At 41.4% G+C, this 15,439-nt stretch carries 14 protein-coding genes; 11 read left to right on the top strand and 3 right to left on the bottom strand.

All coding sequences use genetic code 11. The features are described from left to right. The first annotated feature begins 44 nt into the window (after window positions 1-44). Genes AOB57_RS07905 through AOB57_RS07910 form a run of 3 tightly spaced genes read left to right on the top strand, consistent with a single transcriptional unit; the run spans window position 45 to window position 3,463 of the window. The gene (locus AOB57_RS07905) at window positions 45-2,225 is read left to right on the top strand and encodes a sensor histidine kinase (RefSeq protein ID WP_226999433.1); all 2,181 of its coding nucleotides are present in this window, start codon (window positions 45-47) and stop codon (window positions 2,223-2,225) included. Window position 2,226: 1 nt separating this feature from the next. Beyond that, complete coding sequence (locus AOB57_RS14510) at window positions 2,227-3,117, top strand: response regulator (RefSeq protein WP_226999434.1); 891 nt, start codon at window positions 2,227-2,229, stop codon at window positions 3,115-3,117. Next, window positions 3,089-3,463 carry a response regulator gene (locus AOB57_RS07910; protein ID WP_054299614.1) on the top strand — a complete coding sequence of 125 codons (375 nt, stop codon included), beginning with the start codon at window positions 3,089-3,091 and terminating at the stop codon, window positions 3,461-3,463. Before AOB57_RS14510 ends, AOB57_RS07910 begins: the two co-directional genes overlap by 29 nt. 14 nt (window positions 3,464-3,477) lie before the next feature. Here the strand turns inward: AOB57_RS07910 and AOB57_RS07915 are convergent, their stop codons facing one another. After that, on the bottom strand, window positions 3,478-4,263 hold the full coding sequence (locus AOB57_RS07915; protein ID WP_054299613.1) for a helix-turn-helix transcriptional regulator: 786 nt from the start codon (window positions 4,261-4,263) through the stop codon (window positions 3,478-3,480). Window positions 4,264-5,250: 987 nt separating this feature from the next. Then, the gene (locus AOB57_RS07920) at window positions 5,251-5,922 is read right to left on the bottom strand and encodes a dihydrofolate reductase family protein (protein ID WP_054299612.1); all 672 of its coding nucleotides are present in this window, start codon (window positions 5,920-5,922) and stop codon (window positions 5,251-5,253) included. Window positions 5,923-6,082: 160 nt separating this feature from the next. On the opposite strand from AOB57_RS07920, the gene AOB57_RS07925 reads away from it, so the two are divergent. From AOB57_RS07925 to AOB57_RS14520, 4 genes are all read left to right on the top strand, one after another. Then, window positions 6,083-6,994: an ABC transporter ATP-binding protein gene (locus AOB57_RS07925; protein ID WP_054299611.1), complete on the top strand. Its 912-nt coding sequence runs from the start codon at window positions 6,083-6,085 to the stop codon at window positions 6,992-6,994. Beyond that, the gene (locus tag AOB57_RS07930) at window positions 6,987-8,240 is read left to right on the top strand and encodes an ABC transporter permease (protein ID WP_226999435.1); all 1,254 of its coding nucleotides are present in this window, start codon (window positions 6,987-6,989) and stop codon (window positions 8,238-8,240) included. The genes AOB57_RS07925 and AOB57_RS07930 overlap by 8 nt, the downstream gene beginning before the upstream one ends. A 739-nt stretch (window positions 8,241-8,979) precedes the next feature. Further along, window positions 8,980-9,390, top strand: coding sequence for a flavodoxin family protein (locus tag AOB57_RS14515; protein ID WP_226999436.1), 411 nt, complete (start codon window positions 8,980-8,982; stop codon window positions 9,388-9,390). Continuing rightward, window positions 9,351-9,770: a hypothetical protein gene (locus AOB57_RS14520; RefSeq protein WP_226999437.1), complete on the top strand. Its 420-nt coding sequence runs from the start codon at window positions 9,351-9,353 to the stop codon at window positions 9,768-9,770. The genes AOB57_RS14515 and AOB57_RS14520 overlap by 40 nt, the downstream gene beginning before the upstream one ends. A gap of 967 nt (window positions 9,771-10,737) precedes the next feature. Here AOB57_RS14520 and AOB57_RS07940 read toward each other — a convergent pair. Then, window positions 10,738-11,022 (bottom strand): hypothetical protein, encoded by a 285-nt coding sequence (locus tag AOB57_RS07940; RefSeq protein WP_054299609.1) that lies wholly within the window; start codon window positions 11,020-11,022, stop codon window positions 10,738-10,740. Between the two features lie 124 nt (window positions 11,023-11,146). Between AOB57_RS07940 and AOB57_RS07945 the strand changes: the two genes are divergently transcribed. From AOB57_RS07945 to AOB57_RS07960, 4 genes are read left to right on the top strand one after another with little or no spacing between them, the layout of a single operon-like run. Further along, window positions 11,147-11,758 carry an FmdE family protein gene (locus AOB57_RS07945; RefSeq protein ID WP_226999438.1) on the top strand — a complete coding sequence of 204 codons (612 nt, stop codon included), beginning with the start codon at window positions 11,147-11,149 and terminating at the stop codon, window positions 11,756-11,758. Between the two features lie 18 nt (window positions 11,759-11,776). Next, on the top strand, window positions 11,777-12,817 hold the full coding sequence (locus tag AOB57_RS07950) for a 4Fe-4S binding protein (protein WP_054299607.1): 1,041 nt from the start codon (window positions 11,777-11,779) through the stop codon (window positions 12,815-12,817). Next, window positions 12,818-14,572, top strand: a complete 1,755-nt coding sequence (locus AOB57_RS07955) for a formylmethanofuran dehydrogenase subunit A (protein ID WP_054299606.1) — start codon at window positions 12,818-12,820, stop codon at window positions 14,570-14,572. A 4-nt stretch (window positions 14,573-14,576) separates the two neighbouring features. Beyond that, on the top strand, window positions 14,577-15,437 hold the full coding sequence (locus AOB57_RS07960; protein WP_054299605.1) for a formylmethanofuran dehydrogenase subunit C: 861 nt from the start codon (window positions 14,577-14,579) through the stop codon (window positions 15,435-15,437). Window positions 15,438-15,439: the final 2 nt, after the last annotated feature.

Raw genomic sequence — 15,439 nt, forward strand, 5'->3', positions numbered from 1 at the left:
TTTCCAGACTCAGTTAACCCGAAACCCGTCATCGAGTTTAAACTATGAAAGTTAGTGGAAAGATCCTTGTTATCATCTATATTATCTTTGCTCTTCTCATTTCAGTTGTTATTTTTGCATCCCAGAGCATTCTCTATTCCAGTTTTTCCGATCTGCAGGAAAAAGAGGCAGCTGAAAACGTAGAGAGGGTAAAGGATATTATTGATCTCCAGGTTCTACACCTTGAAGGCATCAATTCTGCTCTTTCTTCAAGGGATGATGTCAGAGCTTTAATGCTCAATCAGCACCCTCAAAGTCTCAGTGAGACTGCAGTAGACGATATTTTTTCCGTCAGTGGTTGCGACTTCATTTTTCTTGTAAACAGTTCAGGGAGTATTGTTTATTCCAAAGTCTCGGATTCAGGAGTATCTACTAATGCTTCTATTCTTCCCGACGTGCTTCAGAGAATAGATGATGGCAGTCTCCTCTGTAAAGAGGCTGAGACTCCTTTAAAAGGTTTAATCATGCTGGAAAACGAGCCTGCATTTATCTCCAGTCAACCTGTGCTTGCAGCGTCCGGAATTAACGAAGTCTCAGGTACGATCATTCTTGGAAAAAAATTTGATTCTAGTTTCATTGAATCCATCCAGAAAAGTACAGGAAGTACGGTTACCCTTTACAATCTTAAAGATTCTTCACTTGATTTCCAGCAAGCTATTTTTGAAAGCAAAAATCCGAATTTCATGTATAATGAAACCGGAGACCGAGTTACAAGCTATTCTGTCATTAAAGATATTTCCGGAAGTCCGATTGTTGTAATCCAGTCTGACACCGCCAGCACTATCTATGCCGAGGGACAGAAGGTTCTCCGATACCTGGTATTTTTACTTTTGCTCGCAGGACTTATTACTGGGGCTAGTTTTAAGTTTCTTCTTGACAGGGAAGTGATATCCCGGATAGTCGCAATTGATAATTTTGTGAGAAAGGCGAGGACAGATGAGAATTTCTCCGAACGATTTTCTGTGGATGGGGATGATGAACTCTCAAGGCTGTCTGAAGGAATAAACCAGACACTTGACCGCCTGAGAACTACTTCTGATAAGTTCAAAGCTCAGGAACATGAAAAAATGGTGATTCTCGATTCTCTCACTGAACTTGTAGTCTTTATGGATTCCGAGTTGAAAATAATATGGTTGAATAAAGCGGCTCTTGACCACATGGGCATGAAACTTGAAGACGTTATCGGGCGAAATTATCAGGACATATATATATTATATAAAGAGAAACCAGGCAAATCTCCTGTATTGAGAGTATTGGAGTCCGGGAATGAAGAGTTCGGGGAAGTAGTTACCATGGACGGGAAGACCTGGGCAGTTAGCGCAATTCCCATAAAGAATGAAGATGGCAAGATTACCGGGATTCTGAAAACAGGTCTAGATATCACTACACATCGGCGTTCGGAAGAAAAATTGCTTCAGGCAAAACTTGAAGCTGAAGCCGCCAATAATACCAAAAGTGAATTTCTTGCAAACATGAGCCATGAGTTGAGAACGCCTTTGAATTCCATTATAGGATTTTCGGATATTCTCCTTGAGAAGGCTTTTGGCGAGCTTAATGAAAAGCAGTACAAATACGTAAGCAATATTTCTACAAGTGGGAAGCATTTGCTGATGCTCATAAACGATATTCTTGACCTTTCAAAAGTAGAAGCCGGAAGAATGGAACTCCACTATAGTGAGTTTTCGATCAACTCCATTTTTGAAGAAGTTAAAGCCGTTCTTTCTCCTCTTATGCAGGTAAAAGCTCTTGAAGTGACTTTTAATATAGAATCCGACCTTACTACGCTTGAGGCCGACAGAGGTCGACTGATTCAGATACTTTACAACCTTATAAGCAATGCAATCAAATTTACCCCAGCCGGTGGAAAAGTCTTGATCTACTGCAAGAAGAGCGGCAATCGAGCGCTTATTTCAATCATAGATACCGGTATAGGCATTTCTGCTGAAGATCAGTTAAAACTTTTCCAGCCCTTTACCCAACTTAGTAAGTCAGCAACCAAACAATACTGCGGCACAGGACTTGGACTTGCTCTTGTGAAGAAGCTCGTGAGCCTGCATCAGGGAGATATCTGGGTTGAGAGCGAACCTGGGAAAGGCAGCAACTTCACCTTTGCGATTCCTCTCAGGAAACCCTTAGAGCTCAGAAAAGCCAAAGAGATGGAACTTGAATGTAATGATAGAGTTTGAGATGAGCAAAGCAGCAGCACTTTCAGTAAAAGAAAGTGCGGAGGATTTGCAGGAAGAACTCGAGATGCCCGAAGTCTACTTACCTAGAGAGGAAGACTCTAAACAGGAACTTGTCCTGGTAGTCGAAGATGACAAAAGTTCCAATAAACTTCTCTCAGTTATTATTAAGGACGCTGGATACAGTGTAGCTACCCTTTATAGCGGAAAAAATGTTTTGAGGGTTGCAAAGAACCTGAAACCCGATATTATTACCCTAGATGTTTTCCTGCCGGACACTAATGGCGGGCTTGTTTTGAAGCAATTGAAGAATGATCCTCACACAGCTTCCATACTTGTGTTTATCATCCCCATGACTAATAACAACGAGCTTGGAATTACACTTGGAGCAACATACTCCTTTACAAAACCGATAAAAAGGGTTGAGCTGGTAAATTCCCTCAAAGAAATTACTGGGAAGTTCCGGTTCGAATTTCCTAAAGTTCTTATCGTGGATGATGATGGATATACTGTAGAACTGCTAAGCTCAATGATTGAGTCCGAAGGTTTTGAGGTTATCAAAGCTTACAGTGGAAGGGAGGGCCTACAAAAGCTTTTCTCAAACCCTCAGCCGGACATACTGATTGTTGACCTCATGATGCCGGAAATCAGTGGGTTTGACCTGATATCCAGCATGAGAGCTGATATACGTACAAAAGATATCCCTCTTATTGTATGCACTTCCAGCGAACTTACCGGGAAGAATCTTGAAGAATTGAACAATGAACTGAAAAGTTACCTTATTTCTATTATGAAAAAGGGCACTTTCGGAAGAAAAGAGTTAATTAATAGAATAGAACAATTAGCTATGCTGAAGAGGCTTAATGATGAAGAAAATCCTTATTGTCGAAGATAATCCAATGAACATGGAACTGATTATGGATCTTCTGGAACTATACGGGCACAATATAACTAAAGCCGAAGATGGAATAAAGGCGCTTGAACGCCTTGCTGAAGAAAAGTTCGATCTTATTCTGCTAGATATACAACTTCCAAAGATGGATGGGCTTGAAGTTCTCGATCGAATTAAGAAGAACCCTGCGACTGTAGATATCCCTGTGATAGCAGTTACGGCCCATGCTATGAAAGGCAGTGAGGAGCATTTCATAGAAATGGGCTGTGTGGACTATGTCTCCAAACCCATTGATATTCACAAATTCAGGGCTTTGATAGGTAAGTATCTGGACGAAAGCTCATCCTGACTTCGAAAGGGGGGTTATAGTTTCTCCAGTCGTGTGGAGAGGTCTTTATAATGCAAAAAGAGTTCTTCACACCATTTGAGTGCGCTTTCATCAAAACTCATGAGCCGTTGATGGTCGAACTTTCCTTTTTTGTCGAAAAGCACAAGCGAGCAGAAACGCTCTGTCACCACGTTTTTGAGGGTTACATTTTTGTCACAGACATATATCTGAACGTTTTCTGATTCCACAAGATATTTCAGATCTTCGTAGTAATCCTTTTTCATCCTGTCAAAAACGGGTTCTGTCAGGATAAGACATACTGCAGCTCCTTTTCCTGCAAGTTCCAGGTACATCTCAACGTGAAGAGGATTGAAATATGAAAGGAACATTTTTACATCTTTTGATTCCAAAAGATTCTTTTTAAAATCTTCAGGTACTTCAAAAAGTCGGTTAAGGTCGGCTTCAAGCATGAAATAGTTCCCCAGCTCATCAATCCTGTTAAGAAGATGTTCGGGAATTGCAGAAAAGTCATGATTTGTCCAATAATCGTAATTCTCCTCAAAAACTCTTACAGTATTCAGTAGAGGTTCCATTTTTTCGACTACTATCTCTCCCATCTCGGAGAGCCTATAGGTATTTCTCTCATCCTGTACTATTAGACGTCCTTCTTTTAACTTTTTGATCTGGGGCATAATTGATGTCGAATTGACATTGAGAGCCGTTTTTATTTCATCTCCTGTTTTAGGCCCCTCTTCCAGCAAGAGCAATACATCTTTCCTTTTTTCTGAAAGAAATGCCAGATCAATAAGTGATACTTTCATTCTATTCCATCTCCCCGGGAAGTTTTTAGGTATAAAGAGATACTTCTCCTTTATTTCTTTTCAGAAAGCGGTCTGAGTTAGCAAAAATTCTCTCTTCCTCCAGAAGAACTTTGAAGGAACTTCTCGCAGTTATTACTGCGCTACTTTTCAATTGATCCTTTATATCTTTTTCCAAAAAGCATTTATTTTCTTTAAGTTAAATGCTTTTTTCCAGTTCTTCCTGCTTTTATTCTATCTTTTTAAAAGTTCTTTTCCAAATTTATTTTTTTTATTCTCAGGCTTTTTCTCTTAGGTTGCTTTCAGGATTACTTTTGGCCAGATCCATCGTCCCTACGACCTTTCACATTTTTGAATCCTCAACAATACAGGATTCATAAACTCTGACACTAAGTTCTCTACAGCAAATTTTGCTGCCTTTATACTGATTTTTGAGAAATTTTTGATTAGCTCATAAATGTAGGGCAACTCATTTATTATTTCTGGATTAAACTTCTCAGGGCATTCTGTAACAATAAGCTTTTTAAGGGTATTCTTTTGAGAACAGGACTTCTAAAGACACTTCGTAAATTTTCGGCTTTACCCATGAATTCATTCGGAAGTTTGTTCTCAAATATATTCTCTCCGGAATAAGAAGTAACGCCCTCGGAATATTATTCCCTCCTATTTATAATTTTCTTTCTATCGTTATTAGTTTCCACATTGTACCGAAAAGGACGTAAGAAAGATTCACCTGAGCCTTATCTGGAAAATTTTTTTAGAAAAAACTTTTTCTTAAAAACTTTTGTCAAAAGTTTTTGATTTTTCTCTCTTTCTTATGTAGAGGAGACCAGGTAGATTATCCTGAAGCCTTTTTTACCAGGGCAAAGATGCCTCACAGGATCTCTTATTTATAAAGATAATCTTCGCTACTGTAGTGGGCTTAGTATTCAGGGTCACTTAGATCTGTTAAGTTTAAAGACCTGTACTAAAACCGCGTACTCAGTTATCTCATTCTTTCAAAACTTGGTAGACAAGGTGCACGTACTGCTTTTCTACAATTTGATTTTTTAAGAGTTCAAGTCGTGTACCACTTTTCTCCAGGGTTCTGAAGAGATTTGTCCCGTTTCTTCCTGCAATCTCAGGTGTAATAATCAGGCTGATCTCTTCGACGAGCCCATGCTCGAGCAATATACTGTTTAGAACCCCACCACTGTCCGAAACTACAAGTTCGAACCCATACCTTTCGTTTGCAACTTCCAGTGCATGCCTGATATTTACGCGATCTGCGCCGGTCCGGATAAAGTCATAGTTCCTCTCTTTGAGGTAATTGATGTAGCCTTCAGGGGTCTTTTCCGAGACGAGGACGATTACATCTTTGCTGTACTCGGAACGCCTGAAAACGTGCATTAATCCTTCAAGGATTCCTCTTGAGTCTGCAATCAACCAGTATGCTCTGGGATCATCGGGCTGGATCTCAGGCTTCTTGAAATCCAATTCCTCTTCAGGCGGAATTATTTCACAGAAAAACTGGGTTCCGGTTCTTGCAGTGTTCGAACCGACTATTATGGCATCGGGCTGATAACCGCTCAGGAGTTTATAGTGAACATCAAGATTTGCTTCGAAGCCTGTGGTGGAGCCATCGAGACTTATACTGTTGTGAATGATTAATTTCGGTATCATATTATCTCCTGAATTTCCTTATTTCTCTCTAGTTGAGTTCCATTAATCTCTTTAATGCCGGACAGTTACTTTAATTAAATGGCGAATGAGCTTTTGCTTCCATTAGAGTTTTCAATAATATCGAATAAACTTATTTTATATTGGAATGTATTTAATCTGGATGCATACTGTGGAATTTCAAAGCGTATCAAAGTCCTTCTCAGAAAAGAGCATCGTTAAAGATATTTCGTTTTCAATGAGGCGGGGTGAGATCTTCGGGCTACTTGGTCCAAACGGGGCAGGAAAGACAACACTTATCAGGCTTCTTCTTGACATTATCAGGCCGGACACCGGGGAAATAAATGTCTTTGGGAAACTCCTTAACCCGACTGCAAAGAACAGGATAGGATATCTTCCTGAAGAAAGGGGACTGTACAGAAAAACAGAACTTCTGGATATGCTGGTCTATCTTGCACAACTTAAAGGCATGCCCAAAAAACAGGCTCATTTAAACGCCGAATCCCTGCTTAAATCCCTGGATTTCTATCAATATAAGAACAAAAAAGTTGAAGAACTTTCCAAAGGGATGCAGCAGCAAATTCAGTTTCTTTCTGCGATTATCCATGACCCTGAACTTATAATTCTTGACGAACCCTTTTCAGGGCTCGATCCCGTGAACACGAAGATCGTTAAAACTAAGATCCTGGACCTCAGGGCAGCAGGAAAAACAGTAATCCTTTCCACACACATGATGGAGCAGGCCCAGACCCTCTGCAACAGGATTCTTATGCTCAATAAAGGTAGGAGAGTACTTTACGGCACTGTGGAAGAAATCAGGAGGGAACATGGAAGGAACTCTCTGATTGTAGAGCTTGCAGAAAAAGAAGATTTGAACGCAATTAGGGAAATTTCAGGTATAAAAAAAATAACAGAATCCGGAAAGTTGATTGAAATCTTTCCTGAGATGGGAATAAATGCACAGATCCTGCTTGAAGAACTTGTTCGGAGAACAAACATCCTCCGTTTTGAGCAGTCACTTCCTTCTTTGAATGATATCTTTATTGAGACTCTGGAGAGTGCTCTCAATGAGTAATTTTCCCGAAAAAACTTTCATTATTGCCAGGCACGAGTTCTTGAAGACAATCAAGCATAAAGAATTTCTTTTTATGACTTTCCTCTTTCCTCTCCTACTTACGGGGATCAGTCTCCTTCCAGCAATAATCTCAGAAACGACTCCGGCTGAAGACCAGAAAGTAGGTTATATTGATATGACTGACACCTTCGAATTTCCGGAATCTGTCCGAAATGAAGGTATTTCTCTGAGACCTTCTGAAGCAGAAACCTCAGTTATTGAATTTGTAAAGTACAGTGAAATCTCCGAAGCGAGGCAGGCTTTACAGACGGGCCTGATTTCTTCTTATCTTATTATCCCCGAAAATTTTCTTGAGACCGGGACAATAGAACTGTATAGCCTCAAAAAAGAGGCGCCTGTGCCAGACATTGAACTGTCGGCCGAGCTCTCGGATATTGTTATTACCTCCCTCCTTAAGGACAAAGTTGATGAGCTCATTCTCAACAGAGTTCGGGATCCGGTTAACATGAAGTTTTATAATGTAGGGGAAAATGGAGAACCTTCTGAACAAAGGCTTACCGAAATGTTTGCCAGCTTTGGACTTCCTATTCTTACAGCCTTTCTCCTCCTTTTCAGTATTTTCTCTTCATCCGGATTTCTGCTTCGTGGCGTTGCCGAGGAAAAAGAGAATCGAATAATCGAGATCCTGCTTTCCTCTGCTACCCCTTCCGAAATTCTTACAGGCAAAATCGCAGGCCTTGGTGCAGTCGGTCTCTTGCAGATTCTTATCTGGCTTGCGGCAATAGTGTTCGGAAGTGGGTATGCCCTTCCTGTAAATATCGAGCCTTTTACTCTCTTACTCGCTCTCATCTACTTCGTGTTTGGCTTCATCTTTTTTGCCAGTTTAATGGCAGGAATCGGGGCGATAACGAGTTCTCTTCAGGAGAGCCAGCAAGTTGCAGGAATTTTGACGTTTACAGCCGCAACTCCTCTTATATTCATGCAGCCGCTCCTTACAAATCCAGATAGTCCATTTTCAGTTTTTCTTTCCCTCTTTCCTCTTACCTCGCCAGTAGCCATGCTTGCCAGAATGGGGGTTACTGTTGTGCCTCTTTATCAGATCCTTGCCAGCATATTAATTCTATTCGTCTCGGTTCATGGAGTGATTCTGCTCTCCAGCCGGCTTTTCAGGGCTTACCTGCTGATGTATGGAAAAAGGCCTGAGCTGCGGGAAATCCTGAAAAATATTAAAGCAGGAAGCAAGTGATCAGATAAGCTTCGAGTACTCTAGATAGTATCGGAGCCTGCTCTAATTGAAAGAAAAAAGTCAAAGAATTATTAATGAAAGAAGAAACTCAAGAAACCGGACTCGCTGAAGACTGTTGAGAACAATGCCACAGGCTAATTGATTGGGTCCAATTCGCAGGACAAAAAATCAGGTAAACGAGGTCTACTGATATAGACGTCTGACACTACATAAAGAATTAAATATTCTATCGTTAGTTTTTTATAATATTAGTTATATACTTATAATTGGTTCATAAGGGAGTGCTATGAAATGAAGGAAAATGCCGGACAGCTTCAAAACTGATCCAGTAATGAACTTCGTTTACATAGAACCTTATGAACCACCTCACTGATTTACCCAGCGCTTAAATCTATAAATTGTGTTTTTCTCAGGTTTTTATTTTCTGATTTTCATCTTTGCTGTATTTTATTCTTTGATTTTCATCTCTGATTCTCATCTCTAATCTCCATCTCTGATCTCCATCTCTGCTGTAAATCTAGCAATCTCTCTTTTCTACAGAGCTACCTGGCTACTTTATTTAGATATTCCGACCAATGTAGAGACCTTGAAAGCAAATCGAGAAATTATACTTACTTTCTCTTGCAAATTTCTTGAATCTGGCAAATGTTAGGATCAGGAACTATTTTAACATTATATGGACGATTTTCAGGTATCTTAGATCATAATATAGAAGGTATAGAAGGAATGTGCCTAAGTTATGAGGATCCTGGTTATCATGGGAAGCCCGCGAAAAGGCAATACCTATAGAGCGGTAAAGAAAATTGAAGAATACATGCGGTCTATGGACAACGTTGAATTCGAATACCTGATGCTCAAAGATGCATGCCTGTCGCAGTGTCGCGGCTGTTATGTCTGTCTTGCAAAGGGTGAAGAGTATTGTCCATTTAAAGATGGAGTTCCCCTTATCGAACAAAAGATGCATGCCGCCGATGGCGTGATCTTTGCTTCACCTGTTTATGGTATGAATGTTTCTGCACTCATGAAAATCTTTGTTGACCGATTTTCTTATATTTTCCACCGACCCCGTTTTTTGATAAAAAAGCTCTTCTTCTCTCCACTACAGGCGCTGTGGGTCTTAAGGAAGTTCTCGATTACCTTAAACTGGTAGCTGATATATGGGGTTTTGAGGTATCCCAAAGTATTGGTCTTATAACTCCCCCAGGTATGATCTCCAAAAAACAAGAGCAGGAAAATAACCGGAAACTTGAAAAAGCCGCACTTGAGTTCTACAATTCCTTCCAGAAAAAACGGCGCTCTCCGGGACTTAAAGATGTACTGGTTTTTCGTGCGCAGAAGGCAAGTTTTGGCAAACCTGGGTACACTGGTTCTGCTGATTATGCTTACTGGAAAGAAAAAGGCTGGCTCAACCCGGAAGCAAAGTATTACATGGATGTACCTGTTAATCCTGTTTACAATGCCATTGGCTGGATCTCTGAACAGATAATAAGAAGAAAAATGGAAAAAGAGATAGCTGAATTAGGAGAATAAACTCTTTCTTTTTTAAAATTCCTGTAGAGATGTAGGATATAATATCCAAGGCTTTAAATTCAAGATTTTAATATAAAATCATCGTCTTATCTTTTTAAGAAATAATTTGTAATTTATTCTTTAAATACCTCAAGATACAATAAAAATACATTATTAATATTTAATTGTTTTTCGATTTTAAAACATTTCCTATGAAAATAACTTTTGTTAAGAAACAATTTTTCGTATAATTAATTTAAAATAACAATCGGGACATTGTATAATATAACGGGAGCAAACAGGTCAAAGAAATGAGAAAATCGGTATGGTATGTGAGAAAAGCGCTATCCGGGAGGAGTTGATTCTACTCCGAGTATACTTGAGGGGGTATATCTTGGGAGACGGTGCAGATACAGAGAGAAATACAACTCTTTCTGGAGTTCCTCCTGTGTACGATAAAAATTGCCCGGAAGAGATTGATTCCATTCCGAAATAAAACTTGATGGGAGCATATATTTGGAGCGACTGTATCGGGGGCTACAGTAAGCAGGAATTAACTCTTCCGGCGTTCCTTCAATCTTTTGTCAATAATCTTTTTTCCAGTATTTAATTGATTCTAATTAATCAAACTCTGACCTGTAGTTAGAATTTGTGTGCTCTTTTATACTCTCAAGTTCCTTTTTAAAGTCTTGCTATGCCTGCACAGCTATAGCCTGCACAGCTAGCTATATACACATATAAGTAGACAGGCAAGTTCAAGAACTCTTTATTGTTTGGATTTTCTCTTCTTTCGATTTAATAAGAATAGATTCTTTCCTTACTTTTTAACTTTGTTTATTAATAAAAATAGTTCGAAATCCTTTATTTTTCTAAAGGCGCTACCCAGTATAAATGATTCTTCCGAGGAGATTTGTAAACGTATAATTTGATCTTTTTATGACCTCGTAAAACAGGTCTATATAAGTAACTCTGCCAATAAAAACATTTTTCAGCCGTCTTTTAAGTTATATTTATTTCTTCGTTCTCTCCCATGAAAAGTTCCTCCATCGATAATTTTATAAATCACTTGCTTATATGAATTTAACCGAAATAAATTATCTTGCTTAATTATCGATATGTAGGTCCTAACATATCCCTGAAATTCAGGTATGGGACTGTGTCCTGTTACTTTTGCCTCATGCTTGAAGTTTTGGGGAGTTGGATCTATTGACCCAGCCCTGTAAAATTGGCTGATTTTCCTGTCAAAAAATAACTTAAGATATGTTGCTTCCACTCTGTTATGTTTACTTCTACATAACCTGATACATCGGACCCCTACACCTTTTGGCAAATTTTGCCCGAGTTTCCGTATTTATCAGCGTTATGTCTGAACATACATAACGGTTAGATTCACGGCGGTGTCTACATTGCATAAAAATTCAGATGAAGAAAAACACCAGATGGGGACAATCCTGGAGCAAGTAACAGACCCTGAGTTGCTTTCCCAAATTGAAAGAGTAGTCTCCTTTCATGGTTTCCTTACCTCTGGGGCATTAATTGGCATTCAGATGCTCAATATTGCAAGGAGGGAGCTCGATATCCAGAATGGGGAGCGTATATACGTGACCTGCGAGACAAAAAGCTGCATGCCTGATCCGTTTCAAATCCTTGCGGGAGCCACCATTGGGAACAACGGATTGAAGATCAATAATCTGGGAAAAATGGCAGTTACGGTAAACAAACAGGCGCCTGAAGGAGTGCACAGCATTAAAGGCATCCGAATAATCCTCGATCCTGAGAAGACTAAAGCCTATCCTAAACTCCATGCCTGGTACCTTAATACTGAAAAATTTCCTCATGTAGAAATTGTGCCTATCCTCCTAGATGCAGGGGAAAAAGTGTATTCCTGGAAACTTGTAGATATAGAAGTTCCAGTCCGGCAGAAAAAGCGTATACAGTGCTGTAAAAATTGCAATGAAATGTTCGTTCAGCATGACAATGAACTGTTGTGCGGCGCATGCACAGAATAACATTAAGAGGTAAACGAAATGCAAGATGATATGCGATTGTCTGTCTTTGCCGAAAAAAAAGACAAGCAGCTGGTCTACAAGCCTGAAAAATGCATTGGCTGCGGGACCTGCGTACAGGCATGCCCTAAAGGTAATTTGTCTGTGGGAGCTGTGGGAGCTATAAAAAGAGGGTTGCTGGATGCGGATTTCCTCGAAGTAAAGAAAAGTGAAGAGTGCCTTGTCTGTGGGATTTGTGCGAAAGTTTGCCCCACAGGCGCTCTTGAGTTGAAACAGGAAGGAAAATCCCTCACTGACATGTCCTACCTTTTCAGGGCAATGAAACCGACGTCAGTAAATGAAAGCTGCGTCCACTGCGGACTTTGTGAGGATATTTGTCCCAGAGGCTGTATTGAAATAAAACGTGAAATTTCAGAGGATGGACATCTGAAGCTGGTCGGAAGGACCCATATTGATTTGGATTGTTGTGTCCACTGTGGCTGGTGCGCTGCGGTGTGCCCTGTGAATGCAATTTCTGTGGAAAAGCCCTTTGAGGGCCGCTGGATAAGGGATGAGAATATCTGTCAGACCTGCCATACCTGTGTGGAAGTCTGTCCTGCAAATGCCATTTTCAATAAAAAGGCTAAGCCTGGAGAAAGAGTTGAAAAAATAAGTCACCGTCCTGATGCTTGCATTTACTGCGGGGCATGTGCAGTTTCCTGCCCTGTTAACGCAATTGATGTCAGAAAAACTGCAATTCTCCCGAATGTTGAGAAAAAGACAGTTCTTGAGAAAAAGTTGCTTGAAACTCCTGTTCCTGAGGCTCTGCTCCGCACCTGCCTGGAAACGGATGAAAACGCATGTCTGGGCTGTGGGAATTGTGTTATCGTCTGTCCAGTAAATGCTCTCAATAGCCATGAACTTGCTGCAGGGTACCTGAACGATATGGACGAGAAAACCCTTCTTGAGGTTAAGAACGGGAGGATTTCGGTAGTAGACCAGGACTGCTGCGGAGCAGATGGAGCCTGTGCCCTCATATGCCCTGTTGATGCGATCCGGCTTGTAAAAAGAGAGGTGGAATAAATGGCAGGAACTATTGCAATCAAGAATGGATGTGTCTTTGATCCCCTGAACGAAATAAAAGGAGAAATAATGGATGTTTTTATCAAAGACGGAAAAGTTGTAAGAGAGCTCTCTACGGCCGAACTGAAAGACGCAAAGGTTATTGATGCCTCTGGTATGACGGTTATGCCCGGAGGAGTTGATTCTCACTCTCACGTTGCAGGGGCAAAAGTTAACACCGGCAGGTCGATGCGTCCTGAAGACCATTATAAATCAAATCTCCAGAAGACATCACTCACCCATTCAGGTTCAGGTTACACGGTTCCCTCAGTATACAAACAGGGGTACGATTACGCAGCAATGGGCTATACAACAGTTTTTGAAGCTGCCGTTCCTCCTTTTGAAGCTCGCCACACCCATGAGGAGATGCGTGCAACTCCGCTCCTTGATATGGGGGGATACCTGGTACTAGGAAACAACTTCTTTTTGATGCGCTACTTCAGGGACGGAGACATGGAAAAGGCTGCTGCTTACGTAGCCTGGATGATGAAAACTCACAAAACCTATGGAATAAAGTGTGTCAATCCTGCAGGAGTAGAAAACTGGGGCTGGGGTAAAAATATAAGTTCTCTCGATGAAGCCAATATCCATTTCGAGATTACCCCGAGAGAAGTAATAAAAGGGCTTACTGAGGTAAATGAGCTTCTTGGAATGCCTATGCCTATCCATCTGCATGCAAATAATCTGGGACACCCTGGCTGCTATGCAATTACCAAGGATTCTCTGAAAATTCCTGATGGAGTAAAAACCACACAAAACATGGACGTGGAATGGGCTGAAACCAAACTTAACCCTGCAAGGGACCGTTCTGTATACCTCACTCATCTAATGTTCAACAGTTTTGCAGGCACCACCTGGGCAGACTGCGAGTCCGGAGTAAAAGATATTGCAGATTATGTAAACAACAAAGATCACGTAGTAATCGACAGTGGATGCACTCCTTTTGGGGAAGCAACCGTTATGACGGGTGACGGTCCTGCCATTCACGACCTTTACACGCTTACGGGAAACAAATGGTCTAATACTGATGTTGAGATGGAATGTGGTTCAGGTGTCCTGCCATTCACTTACCTCAAATCCAACCCTGTGCACAGCCTGCAGTGGGCAATGGGGCTTGAATGTCTCCTGCTTATCAACGACACCTGGAAAACAATCATGACTACGGACAGCCCCAATGGCGGGCCGTTTACAAAATACCCTGAAGTTATGACCTGGCTCATGTCCGAAGCTTTCAGGAAACAGACTTTCAGTGAGTGCCATAAATGGGCAAATGACAGGAGTGAACTCGGAGGCGTAAACCGGGAACTTTCCCTCTATGATATTGCGATCCTTACCAGAGCCAATCCTGCAAAGACCATTGGAATGGTGCACAGGAAAGGTTCTCTTGGAGTTGGTGCTGACGGAGACGTTACAGTTTATAACATAAATCCCCAGCAGCTTGATGCAAACAACTACGAAACTCTTCTAAAAGCCTTCAGGAAAGCAGAATACACTGTAAAAGATGGCGAAATAGTGGTTGTAAAAGGAGAGGTTGTGTCCCTGCCTGAAAAGCGGACTTACTATTCTGAAGTACATGTAGAAAACGAGCGGGAAAAGGAAATGCTAGCTGATGTAAAGAACTGGTTCAGGTATTATACTCTGGGCTTTGCTAATTACCCGACTCCAGAGAAATATCTGGAAAATCCAACTCCCATACAGGTTAACGGTGAGAGGTGAGGTCATGACAGAGGGAGTTCTTATTGATAAAGGCAGGATCGAAAGTGCTGGGAAAACGGGAGAAGTAGTTCTTATTCCTATAAAAGAGATTGACATTAAACTGGAAGCTGATGTTATTACACCTGATTCCTTTGCAGGCAAAAATGCTGAGGAAATCGGAAACCTGCGCGTATGGCAGGGGCCCAAGACTTATCCTCTTTCTGAGTTTTTTGAAGTAATCGGCAGTGGTGGCATTTCCGCAGCTGAAACCCTGATCCGTATAAAAGGCGATGCAATGAGGGTCAAAAGAATCGGAGAAGGCATGAGTGCGGGAAAAATCGAAATTGAAGGGTCTGCAGGCATGCATGTAGGTACCGGGATGAAAGGGGGCGAGATCGTAGTTTACGGAGATGCTGATTCCTGGGCTGGCATGGAAATGACAGGCGGACTTCTGCACATTAAAGGCAATGCCGGAGATCATGTGGGCTGCGCATACAGGGGCAAATGGCACGGCATGAAAGGCGGACGCATTGTTATTGAAGGCTCGGCACGGCACCAGCTCGGAGGCGGCATGGACGGCGGCGAAATTCTGGTAGAAGGTGACGTTGAAGGCTTCTGCGGAATTCGCCAGAATGGAGGACTTATTGTTGTTAAGGGCAAGGCTCTTCGTGGAGTAGGCGCTGAAATGGCAGGTGGAACCATAGTTATCGGAGGCAAAATAGAGCGTTTCTCCCCTGGTTTCGAATATGTTTCCATGGAAAACAGTGTCAAGGTTGGTGAAGTCGAGTTAATAGGTGAATTCAAGAAGTTCACAGGGGATTATGCAATCAGCAAGCGGGCGAAGGGAGCTCTCTACGTGGCTGCAAACACAAACCCGGAACTCTGAGG

It is taken from the genome of Methanosarcina flavescens, assembly GCF_001304615.2.
In the GTDB taxonomy this organism is placed as follows: Archaea; Halobacteriota; Methanosarcinia; order Methanosarcinales; family Methanosarcinaceae; genus Methanosarcina; species Methanosarcina flavescens.

What these genes read in the sequence shown, in the direction of transcription:
- AOB57_RS07905 (WP_226999433.1), top strand. Translation starts at nt 45, where the DNA reads ATGAAAGTTAGTGGAAAGATCCTTGTTATCATCTATATTATCTTTGCT.
- AOB57_RS14510 (WP_226999434.1), top strand. Translation starts at nt 2,227, where the DNA reads ATGAGCAAAGCAGCAGCACTTTCAGTAAAAGAAAGTGCGGAGGATTTG.
- AOB57_RS07910 (WP_054299614.1), top strand. Translation starts at nt 3,089, where the DNA reads ATGAAGAAAATCCTTATTGTCGAAGATAATCCAATGAACATGGAACTG.
- AOB57_RS07915 (WP_054299613.1), bottom strand. Translation starts at nt 4,263, where the DNA reads ATGAAAGTATCACTTATTGATCTGGCATTTCTTTCAGAAAAAAGGAAA.
- AOB57_RS07920 (WP_054299612.1), bottom strand. Translation starts at nt 5,922, where the DNA reads ATGATACCGAAATTAATCATTCACAACAGTATAAGTCTCGATGGCTCC.
- AOB57_RS07925 (WP_054299611.1), top strand. Translation starts at nt 6,083, where the DNA reads ATGCATACTGTGGAATTTCAAAGCGTATCAAAGTCCTTCTCAGAAAAG.
- AOB57_RS07930 (WP_226999435.1), top strand. Translation starts at nt 6,987, where the DNA reads ATGAGTAATTTTCCCGAAAAAACTTTCATTATTGCCAGGCACGAGTTC.
- AOB57_RS14515 (WP_226999436.1), top strand. Translation starts at nt 8,980, where the DNA reads ATGAGGATCCTGGTTATCATGGGAAGCCCGCGAAAAGGCAATACCTAT.
- AOB57_RS07950 (WP_054299607.1), top strand. Translation starts at nt 11,777, where the DNA reads ATGCAAGATGATATGCGATTGTCTGTCTTTGCCGAAAAAAAAGACAAG.
- AOB57_RS07955 (WP_054299606.1), top strand. Translation starts at nt 12,818, where the DNA reads ATGGCAGGAACTATTGCAATCAAGAATGGATGTGTCTTTGATCCCCTG.
- AOB57_RS07960 (WP_054299605.1), top strand. Translation starts at nt 14,577, where the DNA reads ATGACAGAGGGAGTTCTTATTGATAAAGGCAGGATCGAAAGTGCTGGG.